Origin of the sequence: uncultured Algimonas sp., from assembly GCF_947498175.1 — a bacterium.
GTDB lineage: Bacteria > Pseudomonadota > Alphaproteobacteria > Caulobacterales > Maricaulaceae > Litorimonas.
On the sequence record NZ_CANMJB010000002.1, the window covers coordinates 181870 to 198364 of the forward strand.

A 16495-nucleotide genomic window follows, 5' to 3' on the forward strand; every position below is an offset into this window, starting at 1 on the left:
AGTTTTACACTTTGTGTGATATGGTTGAAATATGTTTAAAAAAATACTAATTGCGCTTTCATATCTTCTGATCTCAATTAATACCTACGCGAAAAATGCTTCTAATTACCTGTCAGAATTTGCAGCAGGTAATTTTATAATTGCCGAATTTGTTGACGATTATGCGGCGGCTTTTGATGCTGGTGATCAAATTATTATGGGTCTCTCCGGGGGCGAGAATCATGTGAAGCTAATGGGCTCTGTGAAAGCAGTTGCCTATCCAAACACAAATTTCGAGGTGCTAAGCTCGAAAGTCGTCTCGATTTGGGGCGCTCGATTTACTGTTGAGGATCGGCCGGACGGCTCCGTATGCCTGGTTTTGTACAATCACTGCTACGCGGTAGTTAAAGGGATTGTTTTTGACTCTGATTATACAAAGGCGGATTTCTATAATATTGTCAATTCGTCTATTAAGGAGCTGAGACGTAATCGTAGACCTGGTCCTGTTTCTGGGGCTTGCAACGTCACTCAAGACTTTGTGAGCTATCGGAAGACCGGCGAAGCGTTGTTCCGTGCCGCGCAGTTGTTAGATGCCATACCGTTTGAAACAACTAATAATGTTTATGTAGCTGAGCTTGAGGCCGCGGTAGACTGGCTCATGAGTAATTACAGCTCAGATTTCCACAAGACAGAATATTATACATGTTTTGGCTCGTCTGAATTCATGACGGCACACCTTGTCGTAAGAGGTATTTATGAGTACTACAAATATAGACCCAAGACTATTTACCGCACCTACCTTGCAAATGTTTTGCAGCATGTCGGGAAATCTGACCACGCCAAAACTATTATTGCTAGTGCCGCCGTCGCCCCTGATCAAACTCAAAAAATATATGCGAACATGCATGCGCAATATATCAGCGCTATGGTTATTGCGGACGAGTTAAAAGTTTTACCTCTTCCCTCTCATGTTGATGGTGTCTTTCGAAACATTCTCTCTGCCCAGTCGCTTGCTGATTCCCGTCAAATTTGCACAGAGAAAAGAATTAAAGGTATCGGCACTAAAGATTATTTGCACGTTTTCGGAGGGTGGGCGCACAGTGTAAACTGGTCAGCTTTATCTGGACCGAGTGATGCAAAAAAATGTCGCCAAAGTATGGGTTATCATGTGCTCACAACTGACGCACTGTTGATCTTTGAGAAATGGTTGAATGCTGCATCCCCGTCTCAACTCACGAATTTCCCTCTGTCGTCTAGCCAGCTAAAATGGAGCCTTAGAGCCTCCATGGCATATTTTAAGTCTCCGTTCGTTGTCGAAGATAATCCACAATCGATAGACTTCGGCATGTATTTTGGTCATGCAGAAGGGAGTGTCGATCCTATCATGTTTTCTGAAGGAAACGCTTTCGGCGGCACGTCACAGTTTGCTATTGATTTTCTCTATCGCGCTTTCGTTACTGCAAATTGGAATAGCACTCCTAGTGGTACTCATGGAGAACGAGTGAGTATGTCTGAGCTCAAAGTCAAGTCGCAGAATGCTCGATCCTATGTTGAAGGTGAGTTAGGAAGCCGTTTTGATTTCTGGTTGGCGTCCTATGTAAATTGGAAAATTAGAATGATTGCTGACTCTTGATTGTATTGCCATAAGTTGACTGTTGTTCGCTTTCATTCGACAGTTTTAATTTCAGCAAAAGCGCAATTTTCGAAAATGTTTTCACTCTTTCAAATATTGTAATTCTTCGCCCCATTCCATTGCCGGTCACGAGGTGGTTGCATGACCGTGGTGGGAGTGGGGGTTTTTTTTCCGGAAGGTCCGGCAGGCGGGTAGGTTGGCAGCAGCCTGACTCGAGGCTCGCAGGAGCGTCGTGACAAACTCTCTAGATGGCTAAACGATATTTATGCAATGTACTGATCGACCGACCTTCAGTGTGGAGAGCAAACCCCCGCCCCCGCCCGGCCAGACCGGACGCGACCTTTGCGGGCGACCGCATCCGCGACCCGACGCGCAGGCTTTCGTCCGTCGTAAATTGATGTGTTTTTCTTTCATCCATCGAGGGATGAAAGCCCGCGTCTCGTGCATCTTCCATTGAGATGCGCTGCCCTTGGAGAGCCGGGCCGCTCAGTCGCACGGACAGGCGTGCGCGATTATCAATTCCAACCCTATAATCCCAACTCTCACTCCGGACCTAGTCCGGGGTCCATCACCCAACTGTCGAGGCCAGCCCGACCCGCAGGAGATGGATCCCGGGTCGAGCCCGGGATGAGGTGTGGAGAAGACAGACATTACTAAAAGAACCGTCCCGGCACGTGTTGCCGGGTCTGTTGTCGGGCTTTTCCACAAGACGAGGGTAAGCGGAATGACGGCGGCTTATGGACCCAGAAGAGGCCAGACCCCGGCAACATGTGCGGGGACGGGTATGTGTGGAACTCGAGGAGTGCCGAGGATCGGGTTTATAGGGGGCTCGATCAATGCCGGGACCGGAAGAGTGAGGCGGCGAGTATGGGGGGTCCAGCCATCTGGGCGAAGCGGCAGGGGCACCGTTTTCCGGGTTCCGAAGGCCCGGTTTGGACTTCCGGCATGGCCATTAGGTCGCAAATTCTAGTGCCGGTCCCCATATCCGGTCCGTTATGCGATCGTTTCGCCCATATGATCTTCGGCGTCTGCCGGGATTTAACCTTTTGCAAACCTCGGTTAACGCAATACTGTCACCTGTGAGAGACGGATCGGGGCGCAAGACCTACGACCGCGGGGGAGACGGCCGGACGAGACGTCCGGCCGGGAAAGACCAAAACATGAGTTTCCAGCCCAACCTGCCGCGCATCTTCTTTTCGAAGATCGGCAACCAGCAGCTTCGCACCGCTATCTGGACCGGCACGGACAAGGGATTCGGCAAGCGCACGCCGTTGCTGTTCTTCAACGGCATCGGGGCGAACCTCGAAATCGCGCAGCTCTTCGCCGACACGTTTACCGGCCGCGACATCATCACCTTCGACATGCCGGGCGTGGGCGGTTCGCCCGATCCGAAACTGCCTTATCGTCCCTGGTGGGTGGCCAAGGCGGCCAAGCGGATCTTGCGCGACAACGGCTATCACCGCGTGGATGTGCTGGGCGTGTCCTGGGGCGGTGGGCCGGCGCAGCAATTCGCCTGGCAGAACAAGTCGATGACGCGCCGCCTGATCCTGTGTGCGACATCGCCGGGCTGGACGATGGTGCCGGGCAATCCGAAGGCGCTGTCCAAGATGATGAGCCCGAAGCGCTATATCGACCGCGACTTCCTGGCCAAGAACTTCGAAACGCTCTACGGTGACGCGTCCGACAAAGCCGGCGACTTCGCGGTCAACATGGTGCCGCCTTCGATCAAGGGCTATCTGTACCAGCTCGGCGCCATGGCGGGCTGGAGTTCGCTTCTCTTCGCGCGCCGCATCCGGGCGCGCACGCTGATCATCATGGGCGGCAACGACCATATCGTGCCGCCGATCAACGGCCGCATCCTGCACGCCGTCTACCGCCGCTCGCGGCTGGAGATCCTGCCGGATGCGGGGCATCTGTTCCTGCTGACGCGCCGCGACGAAACGGTGGCGCTGATCCGCGATTTCTTCGGCGAACCGGACATGCCGGTGCCGCATGCGGAACCGGCCGAAGTGCCGTCCGTCGCCGCCAGTTTCATTCACGCCAACGATCGGCATTCCGCCGTCGCCTAACCCGAAGGAGCCCCGACCATGTCAGACGACAAGAAAACCGACGACAACAAGGCGTCCCGCAAGACATCCGACATGGCGCGCCGCATCTGGCTGGCGGGGATCGGCGCCTACGGCAAGGCGTTCGAGGAAGGGCGCGACATGGTGCGCGGCTTATCGGAAAATCTGTCCGACAGGACGTCGGACACGTTCGAAACGCTGGCCGAGAAAGGCGAGAAGATCGAGACCGCCGCCAAGGTGCAGGGCGCGAAGCTGGCCGGCCGGGCGTCCGGTCTGACCGAAGAGCTGCAATCCACCCTGGCGATCGACGAGAGGATCGCGGCGATGCGCGAACGGCTGTCCGGCAATGCCGAGGATCGCCACGACGTCATCGAAACGCGCCTGGACGCGATCGAGGCGAAGCTGGACAAGCTGCTGAAGGCGCAAGAGGCGCCGAAAAAGCCTGCGGCGAAGCGCACGACCACGACTCGGACGAAAAAAGCACCGGCTAAGAAACCCGCTGCGAAGAAGCCCGCCGCGAAGAAACCCGCGGCGAAGAAGTAGAAAGCCTCATCCCGGGTTCGACCCGGGATCCATGACGGGAGGACCGGTCTTGGCAGCACGGTCGGGAGACGGACCCCGGGTCGAGCCCGGAGTGACGGATGTAGTCGGGTCCGAGGGCAGGGTCTCATGACCGAGCGTTCCGAGACCAAGAAGACCATTCTGCGCACGGCGCAAGCGCTGTTCAACAATGAGGGCGAGCAGACCGTGTCCTCCGTCGATATCGCCTCGGTCATCGGAATTTCGCCCGGCAATCTCTATTATCACTACAAGGGCAAGGATCCGATCATCCGCGAGCTGTTCGCGGATTTCGAGGTCGAGCTGCGCCAGGTGCTGAGCGCGCCGATCAACGAGCCGCTCGCTCTGCAGGACAATTGGGTCTATCTCTACATCATCTTCGAGGAGATCTGGGATTTCCGCTTCTTCTACCGCAACCCGGCCGAATTGGTCGAGCGCGTGCCGGAGCTGCGCGGGCCCTTCTCCAGCCTGCTGACGCTGAAGGAACGTACGGCGTTTTCGCTGCTGTCCGATCTGGAAGAGGACGGGCATCTTGACTTCGGCGAAGGCGAAAAGGCAGCCCTGTCCGCGCGGCTGGCGCAGCATTTCACATTCTGGCTCCAATACCATCAGCTGCGCGAGGGCGACGTGCCGACCAAGGCCCTGATCGACCGCGGCGTCTATCAGAGCCTGGCCATGATCACGCCCTACTGGGCGCATGGCGAAGGCTTCGCCGAATTGCTGCGCGAGGTGGTGGACGGCGAATGATGCGCTGACCGATCCGTGATCCGGTTTGGCTTCCGATTTGCGCCATGTTGCCCTAAGGACGCGAGCGAGAAAAAGAGCCAGTTCGGGAAATCATATGCTGTCCACCTTCAAGCGCGAAGCCGGTTACCTGTCGGGCATGTTGCGCATGCTGAAATCGGTCAAGGACGTGGACGCGGCGTCGAACCACCTGCTGGCCGACGAGCTGGAAATGCGCGTCGATGCGTTCGGTCCCAACATCGCCTTCATCGAGGACGAGCGCGAATGGACATACGACCAGACGGAGGATTACGCCAACCGGGTCGCCGGATGGTGCGAAAGCCTCGGCGTCGTCAAGGGGGACACGGTCGCGGTTTTCGTGCGCAACCGGCTGGAATATGTCGCGCTCTGGTTCGGGCTGTCCAAGCGGGGCGTCATTCCGGCCCTGATCAACTTCCAACTGGCGGGGCAGGCATTGGCTCATTGCGTCAATATCAGCGACGCCAGCCACGTCGTGGTCGATGTCGACCTCATCGACAGCTGGAAGAGCGCGCGCGAGCATCTGGATGACGGGCTGACCGAATGGGCCGCTTTCGGCGAGGTCCCCAAAGGCCATAAGCGCAAGATGAAGAGCTTCGACGCCGCCCTGTCCGACATCGTTCCAAACCGCCCGCCCAAAGCCGTGCGGGAAGGCCTGACCGCCGGAGGCCAGGGCATGAAGATGTTCACCTCGGGCACGACGGGCCTGCCCAAGGCGGCCAAGGTCACGCATGTGCGAGCGCAGAACTACATGCGCGGTCTCGGCGCGGGCGCGAAGGCCGGGCCGAAGGACAGGATGCTTCTGGTTCTGCCGCTCTATCACGCGACGGGCGGGCTGGTCGGCATGGGCTCGGTTTTCTCCAATGGCGGAGCCTGCATCATCCGCCCGAAATTCAGCGCCTCGACCTTCTGGGACGATGCGGTGCAGTACGGGGCGACCATGTTCACCTATGTGGGCGAACTGTGCCGCTTCCTGCTCTCGACGCCGCCGCACCCGCTGGAGCGCGATCACAAGATCGAGTGGATCATCGGCAACGGCCTGCGTCCGGAAGTGTGGGAGAGTTTCACGGCGCGCTTCAACATTCCGCACGTCATCGAATTCTACGGCGCGACCGAAGGCAATGTCAGCCTGATCAATCTGGACGGTCCCGTCGGCGCGGTCGGCCGGGTGCCGTCCTATCTGAAATGGAAATTCAACATCGACATCATCCGCTACGATGTCGAAACGGGCGAGAACCCGCGCGGGTCCGACGGCTTCGCACTCCGCGCCGATGACGACGAGGTGGGCGAAGTGATCGGGGAGATCCGCGAAGACGATCCGCGGTTCCGCTTCGACGGCTACCAGACCAAGGAAGCGACGCAGAAGAAGATCCTGCGTGACGTGTTCAAGCCGGGCGACGCCTGGTTCCGCACGGGCGACCTGATGAAGCGCGACGGCCACGGCTATTACTATTTCATCGACCGGGTCGGCGACACGTTCCGCTGGAAGGCCGAAAACGTCGCCACCAACGAGGTGGCGGGCGTGCTGTCCGGATTCGAGGGCGTGACGCAGGCCAACGTGTACGGCGTCGAAGTGCCGGGCTATGACGGGCGCGCCGGCATGGCGGCCCTCGTCTCAGACACGCCGCCGGATTTGGAAAAGCTGAAGGCCTATCTCGACACCGAGCTGCCGCACTATGCACGCCCGGTCTTTCTGCGCTTGAGCGACGAGTCCGAGACGACCTCGACCTTCAAGTTCAAGAAGACGAACCTGGTCAAGGCGGGGTTCGACCCGAACCGGATCAGCGAACCGGTCTATTATTGCGACCCGCAGACCGGGGCCTACGAGCGGGTCGATGCGGAAACGTTCGAGAAGATCAACAGCGGAGCGATCCGGCTGTGAGGATGAAGACTCCTCAGGACATTCTTGACGTCTGGTTTTCCGACTCGGCTCGCCCTCGCTGGTTTGACAGTACGCCCGACTTCGACGCCCGCATCCTGCAGCTGTTCGAGGATACAGCGCGAACTCTTGCCAAGGGACCGTTCCCGTATCCGGAATGGGAAGAGGAGGCGGAGAGCGCACTGGCTCTTGCCATCGCGCTCGACCAGTTTCCACGCAACATGTATCGCGGCACGCGCCAGGCGTTTGCGTGGGACCGTCACAATCTGGGCGTGGCGGAGAGGGCCGTGGACCGGGGCTTCGATCTCGAACTGGACGACCCGGACCGACGCAAGTTCCTCTACATGCCCTTCATGCATGCCGAAGACCTGGCGGCGCAGAACCGCTGCGTGGAACTGACGGGCTCGCGCCTGAACGACGGTGGCAGCACGCTGCGCCATGCCAAGGCGCACCGCGACGTGATCGAACGGTTCGGCCGGTTTCCGCACCGCAATTCGGTGTTGGGACGCGACAGCACGGAAGAAGAAGTCGAATTCCTCGCAAGCGGAGGCTACGACCCGTCCTGACGCCCTAGCCGCGATGAAAATCCACCTAGCCGCGATGAAAATCGACGCGCCGCGTCAAATCTCTGCAATATCATGGTTCCGCGACTTACGCCCGGTGCGCCGAGACGCTATCATGATACGGTATGACGCCGAAAACCCTCATTGTGTCGCTGTCGGAAACGATTTCCGAACAGGTCTCCAAGCTGACTCCGGACGATCAGTTCCTGGATAGGTTCCAGGACAATTTCCGCCGCATGACGCGGCGCTTCGACTCACCCGGACCGGAAGTGCGGATGACCGAGAGTTTCGCCGTGGACGGCGTGAAAGTGCAGCTTTTCGTACCTTTCGGACCTCTGCCGGATGTCGGACCGACCCTCATCTACGCTCATGGCGGCGGGTTCGTGACCTGCGATACGGAAACGCATGAAGGCATCATCCGCCGCTTGGCGAATGCGTCGCTCTGCCGGGTGCTGTCGGTCGAGTACAGGCTCGCGCCGGAGCATCCGTTCCCGGCCGCGCCGGACGATGTGAAGACGGTGCTCGACTGGGCATTGTCGGGGCAGGGCGAACCGCGCGGCATCGACGCCGGTCAGCTGGCGCTGGCGGGTGACAGTGCGGGCGCCAACATCACGGCTTGGCTGTCCCAGGTCTATCGCGACCGCATCAAGGCGCAGCTGCTGTTCTACCCACTGATGCAGCTCAAGGACGTCAAGCCGGCCAATCCCGGACCGCAGGATTGGCTCAACATCGGAACCGTGGCGCTGAAATACATCCAGGACCATTATGTCTGCGGGGCGGATCCGATGAACCCGAAAGTCTCGCCTCTCTTCGAGAAGGATCTGGATGGCCTGCCACCTGCCTTCGTCCTGACCTGTGGGCTCGATCCGTTGCGCGACGAAGGAAAGCTCTACGCGGACAAGATGGAAGAGGCGGGCGTGACGGTCCAACACTGGTACGAAAAGACCATGCCGCACGGCTTTCTGAACTTCGCCAAGGCTTTCCCGAAGGCGCAGACCCTGCCGATCGAGGCGGCGGAGTTCCTCCGTGCGCAATTCCCGTCCCTGCCGCAATCCACGTCGCGTCCGTGATCGACCGTCTGCACGGTGCGGAGGCGCGGCCATAGACTTCCGCCCCGACAAGGCGATTCTCGAACTGGGCGCGGATTTCTACGATCCGGTCGCTCCGGCCGAGTTTCCGCAGGCAGCGCTTCGCTATGCGGACGATCACAGCGCACGGGCGATCGGGTTGCAAGACGTGGACTGGATCCGGCGCTTCGCCGAATTCGAGCCATTCGAAGACTCGCTGCCGGATCCGCTGGCTCTACGCTATCACGGACACCAGTTCCGCAGCTACAATCCCGAAATCGGAGACGGGCGCGGTTTTCTCTACGCGCAATGCCGGGACGCGGCGGGACGATTGCTCGACTTCGGCACGAAAGGCTCCGGCCAGACGCCTTTTTCACGCCGCGGCGATGGACGGCTGACCCTCCTTGGCGGGGTGAGGGAAGTGCTCGCCACGCGCTATTTGGAGCATCTGGGCGTGAACACGTCGCGCTCCTTCTGCCTGATCGAGACGGGCGAGGCGCTGCAGCGCCATGACGAACCGTCCCCGACCCGGTCCGCCGTGCTGACGCGGTTGCAACACAGCCATATCCGCTTCGGCACGTTCCAGCGGCAGGCCTTTTTCGGACGAACCGACAATCTGGACGCGCTGGTCGACTATTGCCGCCGCCATTTCTACCCGGAAATCCAGCGTCCGGCCGATCTCCTGCGCGAGGTCGCGCTGCGCAGCGCGGACCTGGTCGCCAGCTGGATGGCGGCAGGCTTCGTCCACGGCGTGATGAACACGGACAATATGAACATGACGGGCGAGGTGTTCGACTTCGGCCCGTACCGTTTCCTGCCTCATTACGATCCGGCCTTCACGGCCGCCTATTTCGACCATGGCGGTTTGTACGCCTTTGCACGGCAACCCGAGGCGATGGGCTGGAATCTCGGCCAGCTGGCGCAAAGCCTCAGCCTGATCGAGGAGGACGACGTGCTGATCGCCGCGCTCCAGGCCTATGCGGACACTTATGAAGCCGCGCTTGTCGGGCACATGTTCCGGCGTTTGCGCCTGAGGCAAGCGGACGGGGCCTCGGCCTTCGTGAAACTGACTTTCGACACGTTGCGGGACAGCCGCGCCAATTGGCCGTTCTTTTTCCACGATTGGGCGGGCGGCGCATCGCCGGCGCCGTTGCAGGATTATCCGGATGGCCGATGGTCGGAATGGAAGCGGATCTACGCGCAGTTCGAGCCGTCGGGCCCGCGCCCGTCGACCGACCGGCCCGCGACACTGCTTTACGACGAAATCGGCGCGCTCTGGGCGCCGATCGCCGAAAGCGACGATTGGTCAACTTTTCGCGACACACTGGAAAGCTTCGACAGACACGACTACGGAGAGGGCTGAACGGCAAACTGAACTCGGAGTCCTCCCATGAAAAAACTGCTTCTTCCCGCAATCCTCGCGATCGCCCTCTCGGCCGGAGCGCAGGCGCAGACACCGGACGATGCGGCTGCACCTGAGACATTCGACTTCTCCACCATCCCGGCCGGAACCTACACGGACGACAACGGGCACGCCTACATCCAGTTCTCCTACGATCACCAGGGCTATTCCCGCCCGATCCTGCGCTGGAGCGAGTTCGACGCGACCGTCGAGTTCGATCCGGAAAACCTGGAAGAGTCCACGCTGAACGTCGTCATTCCGGTGGATTCCATCGACTCCATGGTTCTGGACTTCGACGATCACCTGAAGAGCGACGATTTCTTCGATGTCGAAACCTATCCCGAAATCACCTTCCGCAGCACTTCGCTGGATATCGCGCCCGACGGGACCGGCACGATCACGGGCGATCTGACCATCAAGGACATCACCCGCCCGATCACCTTCGACGGCCGGATCAACAAGGCCGGGAAGCACTTCATGAACGGCAAGGACATGTTCGGCATTTCCGGGACGGGAACCCTGCTGCGTTCCGACTACGGTGTCGGCAAGTACGCACCGAACGTCGGCGATGAAGTCGAACTCGTCATGGAAGTCGAATTCCAGAAAGCCGACGAGTAGAACCATGGCAATGGCGGCCGCGTCCGACCGCTATACGCGGGTCGCGGTCGCCCTGCATTGGCTGATCGCCCTGATGGTGATCGGCCTAATCGTTTTCGGCTTGTTGATGACGAAGGAGTGGATGCCGAACCGTTTCGCCGTCTATCAGCTGCACAAGAGCTTCGGCATCGCCGTGCTGGTCCTATCGCTGGGGCGGCTGGTCTGGCGGTTGCGCCATCGCCCGCCGCCGCTTCCGACCGCCATGCCGGTCTGGCAGATACGCATCAGCCATGCCACGCATTGGCTGTTCTACGGGCTGCTCGTCGCGATGCCGCTATTGGGCTGGGCCATGGTCAGTGCGTCCACCTTGCCGGTGCCGACCCTATTGTTCTGGCTGGTGCCGCTGCCGGACTTGCCGGGGATCGGGGAGTCGGAAGCGGCGGAGGCGTTCTTCAAGGACCTGCACGAAATCGGCGCCTACCTGTTCATCGCCCTGATCGCCTTGCACATCGGCGCGGCCTTGAAGCACCAGTTCGTGGACCGGGACGGGTTGCTCCGCCGCATGTCGTGGCGGCGGTCTCCAGCTAAAGCGCCTCGACCCTGACTTTGATGATCTCGCTGACCCGTTCGACCGGGAATGCGTCGTTTCCCGTTCTGAGCTGCATGATCAGACTATCGCCGAGCACGCAGAGCTGTTTGCGGGTGAACGGCAGGTCGCGCTCCAACAGGCGCGCGCCGAGCGACAGGCGGAAAGCCGCGAAGCGTTTCCGGTCGGGCCGCATGTGCGGTTCGCGAAAATCGAGCGCCAATGTGCAGATTTCGGCCAAATCCGCCTTGGTGGCTGCGATCTGGAAGCCGTGCCACGACAGGGACCGGCCGATGGGAAACCCTCTCAGCAAAGGTCCGAATTCGCGCATTTCGCGATAGACGCGCGACAGGAAATCTTCCCGATGAAACGGATTGATGGAACGAACGCGTATGATTGCCATGATTTTGACCCTCCCCGTGACAACCCTGTGACGACAAGGTTAACGGAAGGTCAATGGATTTGACATGAACGGACGACCTGCGAGGCCGTAAACGCCCGATATTTATGCAGATCAGGTCCCGATCGGGGCATTGTCCGCGCGTTTCAGCGCCATGACGGACGGGCGCGGCGGCACATCGGACTGAAAGTCCGGCCAGCGAGTCGTCGGATTCTCGAATGTCGCATCCTCGCCGTCGCCTGGATGCTGCACGGCGACGAACAGCGTGCGCCCGTCCGGGGCGAATTTCGGCCCGCAGACTTCCGCGCCGATGGGCGCCCTGAAGAAAGCCTTGCCCGTTCCGCGGCGCTCGCCAGTCGTTTCCATCGCCCAGACGCCGTCGGCGGCACCCGTCCGTTCATTGCCGTCGGTGGCCACCCAGAGGCGACCGGACGGATCGACCGCGCAATTGTCGGGGCTGCCGAACCAGCCATTCTCGCTGGTCAACGGATTCCAGACAGCGCCGACGGAGGGATCCGACGGATCGCCGCAGCGCACCAGGATCTCCCAGCGAGACTGTGTCGCCGCGAAATCGCCGTCCGGTTCTTTGATCTCTATGATGTGACCGGTGCGGTTTTCCGCGCGCGGATTGGCCGGTCCGACCTGGTCCGCTTGGCGGCGGTGATTGTTGGTCAGCATGACCCAGACGGAGCCGGAGGCCGGATCGGGTTCGACATCTTCGGGCCGGTCCATCGGCGTGGCTTCCAGCAGGTCGGCGGCGCGGCGGGTTTCGATCAGGACATCGGCTTGGGAGGCGAAGCCGTTTTCCGCCGTCAGCGGTCCTTGCCCGTGGATCAGCGGCATCCATTGGATGACACCGTTTGCATCGAACCGGGCCACGTAAAGCGTGCCGTGATCCAGCATGTCGCGATTGGCGTTCCGGTCGGCAGGGTCGAGCCTGTCGCGCGTGACGAATTTGTAGACGTAATCGAAGCGCTGATCGTCGCCCATATAGATGACGACCCGGCCGTCAGGCGCGACGACCGTTTCTGCGCCTTCATGCTTGTAGCGGCCGAGCGCGGTACGCTTCTTCGGTGTCGATGCCGGGTCCATCGGGTCGACTTCGACCACCCAGCCGAAACGGTTGGGCTCGTTCGGTTCCCGGCCGACATCGTAGCGGTCGACGAACCGGCCCCACTGGTAGCGGCGGCCCGGTACGCCGTAACGGTCGTGGTTTTCGGCTTCCGGATGCCCAGCGGGCACGTCGCCCAGGAAATTGCCGTTGAAGTTCTCTTCCGCCATCAGGTAGGTGCCCCAGGGCGTGATGCCGCCGGCGCAGTTGTTCATGGTGCCGGCCACCGTCCGGCCGGTCGGATCTTCCGTGGTGACGAGGCGCGGCGACCCGGCCGCCGGGCCGGTCAAGGTCATCGGCGTGGCGTGGGCCGTGATGCGGCGGTTGTAGCGGCTGCCCACGACCGGCTGCCATCCGGCTGTCGTTTCGCTGATCTCGACGACCGTGCCTCCATGCGCCGCCATTTCGATCCGGCACAGGTCTTCGGTCATGGATTCGGGATAGGCCTGCATTATACCGGGGAACATCAGCCGGCCCGTCGTATATTCGTGGTTGACGCAGAGGAGGCCGCGCTTCGTTCCGTCCGCCGCATCCGGCAAGGCGACGAAACCAATATAGTCGTTATTGTAGCCGAATTGCCGCAACTGGCTGGCTTCGGACTGGTTTTTCGGATCGAAGGCCGGGCTGTCGGCGAACAGCGCATCGCCCCAGCGCAGCATCACATCGGCTCTGTAGCCGCCGGGCACGTGATGCGTGTCGTCCATGCCGCGCTCGATTTCCGCGAACGTGAAGGCGGGCGCCTCCGTATCCCGGGACCGCAGGCCGGACGCGCAACCCGTCACCGTTAGGGCCGACACGGCCGCCAGACCGCCGAGCAGGCCGCGCCGGCTCAACCGGGCATCGACGATGTCGGAGATGGACGGCGTTCCTGTTGCCATCCGCGGATTGCTGGTGATGTTTTCGGAATCGTTCATGTCTCTGATCTTCTCACGTTGTCGAGGCTGTGTATGTGAGGCGTGCAACGGTTTCATTACGCACGCTGAGAAAAACTGGCGATCCCGGCGCGATTCGAACGCGCGACCTACAGATTAGGAATCTGTTGCTCTATCCTGCTGAGCTACGGGACCGCTTGCCTGCCGTTAGCGAAGCGTTCGAGCCGCGCCAAGACGGATTCGACAGTGCGTCCGGTCCGGCCTAGCATCGGGCTTGTGAGGCGTCCCGTTCATATCACGCGCCGGGCCGGGATCATCGGCGGCGGAGCCTTGGCCCTCTCCCTTGCCGGGGCGATGCGCGCATCCGACCTGACGGCCGGAGAGACCGGCCGCGTCGCGGCCGTCACGAGCGGTCAGACGTTCACGCTGGACTCCGGGTTGCGCGTGAAGCTGGCCGGGATCGCCGCGCCGCGCCGGGCGCAAAGTTGGGGCCGGGAGGCGCATGAGGGCTTGGCGGGCCTGCTGCGCGGACGGCGGGTGCGTCTGTCCTATGGCGGCGATAGCCGGGATCGTTACGACAGAGCGTTGGCGCAGGTGCATACGCTGAGCGCTGACGGCTCGGAAGACCTTTGGGTCCAGGCCGAACTCGTCCGTCTGGGCTTGGCGCGCGTCTATACTTGGCCGGACGAGTATATCGACCACGCGCCTCTCTACCGTATCGAGACGGAAGCGCGGGCGCGAGACCGCGGTCTCTGGAGCGATGCGAGTTATGGCGTTCGCGACCCGGAGCCCAATGCGCTGGCCCAGCATGTGGACAGTCTGCAACTGGTCGAAGGCATCGTGACGAGCACGGCGGATGTGCGCGGGCGCGCCTATCTGAATTTCGGCGCGGATTACCGGACGGATTTCACGGTTGCGGTGGCCAAGAAGCACCGCAAGCGCTTCACCGCCTACGATCCCGTATCGCTCGAAGGCGCGCGGGTCCGGGTGCGCGGTTGGGTCGAGCTGATCAACGGCCCCATGATCTGGGCCAGTCACCCGGCCCGGATCGAGGTGCTGAGCTAGCGGTCGAGTGGAACGCAGTCCGACGTGTCGGGCAGACGCAGGGGCGGCACGCCGTCTTGGTCAGCGACCAGATGACAATGCTCGGCGCCGTCTATCGAAACCAGTTCCAGCCGGAACGTGACATCCGGAACGAGCTTGGGCTGACCCGTCACTATGCCGCGACCCCTATCCTTGGCGATCATGCGGCCATTCCGGGCGAGCTCCCCCGGATCGGCGATGTAATCGTCTCCGATCGTGTCGAACAGATGGGTCCTGACGAAGTCCCGGAACTGTCCGCCCGGATCCTGGACAAGCCGGGCGGGACGCACACTGTCCGGCTCGGCTGTCGCCGTCGTGCAGGATGCCGTCATGGCGGCCGCGACGATGGCGAAAGACCGAACGATCACTCCGGCAATCCGTAATCCATTGCGACACGGTCCATTTCCATGGCCTGGACGCGTGGATCTTTCAGCAGATCGAGCTTCGGATCGTAAGCGAACGAAAAGGTGTCGGCCTTGGCGGACGCAACAGCCACCGTGTTCGCCGGGCAGGCGCCCGTTTCGGCATAGGTCACGGCGGACGACAGCAGAGCTTCGCTCGGATCGCCCAACGCATTCCCGAAATCGTCAGGGACCTGGCAACCCGGCATGACATCGCCGGCCGTGCTGATGACCTGGCCCGGCGCGAAACCATCCGCATACTCGCCGAAACCCTTGGCGTTCACGCTCTTGAACTGGATCGTGTGGTAGGTCGTGCCGCAATTGTCCGTCCCGTAGAAACCGAACGGCTTGCCGCAGGTTCGCGTGCCGATCTGGATGACTTCCACATCGATCCCGCGCAATCCGTTCATGACGGCTTCCGAGGCAGAGCAGGTCCGGCCCGTCGTCAATACGAAAACGCGCGGCTTGTTCACGCTCGGCGCATCGACACTCGTTGCGACGGTGAAATCGACGCCCGTCTTGTAGAAGGGCGTGGGCCGGAGCACGGCTCCCGTAACGGGATTGATGCCATTGGCCTTGTTGTTGAACACCTGCTCGCTGAACGTCTTGTTGTTCGTCCGGTCGGCACCGGCGATCATGTAGGACAGCTGTGAGGCGATCGCGAGAAAACCGCCGCCATTGTAACGCAGGTCGAGCACGATGTCGTCGATGTTCTGGGATTGAAGATCGGCGAAGGCATCGAACAGCGCCTTTTCGGCCGGTTCGGAACCGAAGGTGGTGAAGTGAACATAGCCGTATTTGCGGCCGCCTCGTTCGAAGGTCTTGGACTCGTTGACAGGCGCCCGTGTGACTTCGGCCGATGTCACCGATACCGTGGATTGCGTACCGTCCAGAGCTTCAATCCCTAGAGTATGCGTTTCGCCCGTCGCATCCGGGAACAGACCCCCGTTCAATTTGGCGACATTGGTGCCGTTTTCGACATCTTCACCATCGACCGAGATGATCTTGAGACCGCGCGTGAGGCCCGCAGCCGCTGCAGGAGAGTTCGGTTCGACATAGGCGATCCGGATTTCGCGCGGCGGCGCGCTCCGGATGAAAGTGAGCGCGATCCCGTAACCGGCGCTTGTCGCGGTCAGTCTGTTCTTGAGGTCTTCCGCCGTATCGCGGGTGAAGTGGAACTGGTCCTTGTCGTTGCCATTGACGGTTTTGGCATTGGTCTTCAACTCGTCGAAGTAGGTCTGTGTGCTGCTGAAATTATTCGGGTTCTGGTCCGTGATTTCATTGTACCAAAGGTATGTTTCGTTGGACCAAGAGCGGAGCCAGAACAGCTCGTCGGACAGCGTGCCCTTCGTGTCGGGGAAGGCTCTTCCCGCAAGGTCGGTTCCGGTTCGCGGGGAGGCGCACTGATTCTTGAACGACGACGCGGGCGCGAACTGTCCCTGCGTCCAAGTGTTATCCGTCGACGGAGGCGGGGGCGGCGGCGGAGTTGTCAAAACGGGCGGTGGAACAGCCGCTGCGGGTGGCGGAGAATTTCCT

Annotated in this window: 15 protein-coding genes and 1 tRNA gene; 11 read left to right on the plus strand and 5 right to left on the minus strand. The window is 60.8% G+C overall.

Annotation, left to right across the window (positions count from 1 at the left end; all coding sequences use genetic code 11):
- Nucleotides 1-31 precede the first annotated feature (31 nt).
- The 10 genes from Q0718_RS03350 (at nt 32) to Q0718_RS03395 (ending at nt 11110) form a co-directional block, all read left to right on the plus strand.
- Entirely contained in the window at nt 32-1612 is a 1581-nt protein-coding gene (locus Q0718_RS03350) for a hypothetical protein (protein WP_298913423.1), read from the plus strand.
- 1160 nt (nt 1613-2772) lie between these two features.
- On the plus strand, nt 2773-3681 hold the full coding sequence (locus tag Q0718_RS03355; RefSeq protein ID WP_298913426.1) for an alpha/beta fold hydrolase: 909 nt from the start codon (nt 2773-2775) through the stop codon (nt 3679-3681).
- An 18-nt stretch (nt 3682-3699) separates the two neighbouring features.
- On the plus strand, nt 3700-4221 hold the full coding sequence (locus Q0718_RS03360; RefSeq protein ID WP_298913429.1) for a phasin family protein: 522 nt from the start codon (nt 3700-3702) through the stop codon (nt 4219-4221).
- A 126-nt stretch (nt 4222-4347) separates the two neighbouring features.
- Entirely contained in the window at nt 4348-4983 is a 636-nt protein-coding gene (locus Q0718_RS03365; RefSeq protein WP_298913432.1) for a TetR/AcrR family transcriptional regulator, read from the plus strand.
- A gap of 94 nt (nt 4984-5077) precedes the next feature.
- Nucleotides 5078-6880, plus strand: a complete 1803-nt coding sequence (locus Q0718_RS03370) for a long-chain-acyl-CoA synthetase (protein ID WP_298913434.1) — start codon at nt 5078-5080, stop codon at nt 6878-6880.
- A gap of 2 nt (nt 6881-6882) precedes the next feature.
- On the plus strand, nt 6883-7443 hold the full coding sequence (locus tag Q0718_RS03375) for a DUF924 family protein (RefSeq protein ID WP_298913437.1): 561 nt from the start codon (nt 6883-6885) through the stop codon (nt 7441-7443).
- Nucleotides 7444-7565: 122 nt separating this feature from the next.
- Nucleotides 7566-8510 (plus strand): alpha/beta hydrolase, encoded by a 945-nt coding sequence (locus tag Q0718_RS03380; RefSeq protein WP_298913440.1) that lies wholly within the window; start codon nt 7566-7568, stop codon nt 8508-8510.
- A complete protein-coding gene (locus tag Q0718_RS03385; RefSeq protein WP_298913443.1) occupies nt 8467-9870 on the plus strand; it encodes a protein adenylyltransferase SelO family protein in 1404 nt (467 codons plus the stop codon). The genes Q0718_RS03380 and Q0718_RS03385 overlap by 44 nt, the downstream gene beginning before the upstream one ends.
- Nucleotides 9871-9897: 27 nt before the next feature.
- On the plus strand, nt 9898-10527 hold the full coding sequence (locus Q0718_RS03390) for a YceI family protein (RefSeq protein ID WP_298913446.1): 630 nt from the start codon (nt 9898-9900) through the stop codon (nt 10525-10527).
- Nucleotides 10528-10531: 4 nt separating this feature from the next.
- Complete coding sequence (locus tag Q0718_RS03395) at nt 10532-11110, plus strand: cytochrome b (RefSeq protein ID WP_298913448.1); 579 nt, start codon at nt 10532-10534, stop codon at nt 11108-11110.
- On the opposite strand, the gene Q0718_RS03400 is transcribed toward Q0718_RS03395, so the two are convergent.
- The 3 genes from Q0718_RS03400 to Q0718_RS03410 form a co-directional block, all read right to left on the minus strand.
- Nucleotides 11091-11495 carry a hypothetical protein gene (locus Q0718_RS03400; protein WP_298913451.1) on the minus strand — a complete coding sequence of 135 codons (405 nt, stop codon included), beginning with the start codon at nt 11493-11495 and terminating at the stop codon, nt 11091-11093. The two genes, Q0718_RS03395 and Q0718_RS03400, sit on opposite strands and share 20 nt — an antisense overlap.
- 111 nt (nt 11496-11606) lie before the next feature.
- Nucleotides 11607-13517, minus strand: a complete 1911-nt coding sequence (locus Q0718_RS03405) for a PhoX family phosphatase (protein WP_298913454.1) — start codon at nt 13515-13517, stop codon at nt 11607-11609.
- A 76-nt stretch (nt 13518-13593) separates the two neighbouring features.
- Nucleotides 13594-13670: transfer RNA gene (locus Q0718_RS03410), tRNA-Arg, on the minus strand.
- Nucleotides 13671-13751: 81 nt separating this feature from the next.
- On the opposite strand from Q0718_RS03410, the gene Q0718_RS03415 reads away from it, so the two are divergent.
- Nucleotides 13752-14540: a thermonuclease family protein gene (locus Q0718_RS03415; protein ID WP_298913457.1), complete on the plus strand. Its 789-nt coding sequence runs from the start codon at nt 13752-13754 to the stop codon at nt 14538-14540.
- Here the strand turns inward: Q0718_RS03415 and Q0718_RS03420 are convergent.
- Nucleotides 14537-14926 (minus strand): hypothetical protein, encoded by a 390-nt coding sequence (locus tag Q0718_RS03420; protein WP_298913459.1) that lies wholly within the window; start codon nt 14924-14926, stop codon nt 14537-14539. The two genes, Q0718_RS03415 and Q0718_RS03420, sit on opposite strands and share 4 nt — an antisense overlap.
- Entirely contained in the window at nt 14923-16182 is a 1260-nt protein-coding gene (locus Q0718_RS03425) for a S41 family peptidase (RefSeq protein WP_366523805.1), read from the minus strand. Before Q0718_RS03425 ends, Q0718_RS03420 begins: the two co-directional genes overlap by 4 nt.
- Nucleotides 16183-16495: the final 313 nt, after the last annotated feature.

What these genes read in the sequence shown, in the direction of transcription:
- Q0718_RS03370 (WP_298913434.1), top strand. Translation starts at nt 5,078, where the DNA reads ATGCTGTCCACCTTCAAGCGCGAAGCCGGTTACCTGTCGGGCATGTTG.
- Q0718_RS03375 (WP_298913437.1), top strand. Translation starts at nt 6,883, where the DNA reads ATGAAGACTCCTCAGGACATTCTTGACGTCTGGTTTTCCGACTCGGCT.
- Q0718_RS03365 (WP_298913432.1), top strand. Translation starts at nt 4,348, where the DNA reads ATGACCGAGCGTTCCGAGACCAAGAAGACCATTCTGCGCACGGCGCAA.
- Q0718_RS03355 (WP_298913426.1), top strand. Translation starts at nt 2,773, where the DNA reads ATGAGTTTCCAGCCCAACCTGCCGCGCATCTTCTTTTCGAAGATCGGC.
- Q0718_RS03390 (WP_298913446.1), top strand. Translation starts at nt 9,898, where the DNA reads ATGAAAAAACTGCTTCTTCCCGCAATCCTCGCGATCGCCCTCTCGGCC.
- Q0718_RS03380 (WP_298913440.1), top strand. Translation starts at nt 7,566, where the DNA reads ATGACGCCGAAAACCCTCATTGTGTCGCTGTCGGAAACGATTTCCGAA.
- Q0718_RS03360 (WP_298913429.1), top strand. Translation starts at nt 3,700, where the DNA reads ATGTCAGACGACAAGAAAACCGACGACAACAAGGCGTCCCGCAAGACA.
- Q0718_RS03350 (WP_298913423.1), top strand. Translation starts at nt 32, where the DNA reads ATGTTTAAAAAAATACTAATTGCGCTTTCATATCTTCTGATCTCAATT.
- Q0718_RS03400 (WP_298913451.1), bottom strand. Translation starts at nt 11,495, where the DNA reads ATGGCAATCATACGCGTTCGTTCCATCAATCCGTTTCATCGGGAAGAT.
- Q0718_RS03395 (WP_298913448.1), top strand. Translation starts at nt 10,532, where the DNA reads ATGGCAATGGCGGCCGCGTCCGACCGCTATACGCGGGTCGCGGTCGCC.
- Q0718_RS03405 (WP_298913454.1), bottom strand. Translation starts at nt 13,517, where the DNA reads ATGAACGATTCCGAAAACATCACCAGCAATCCGCGGATGGCAACAGGA.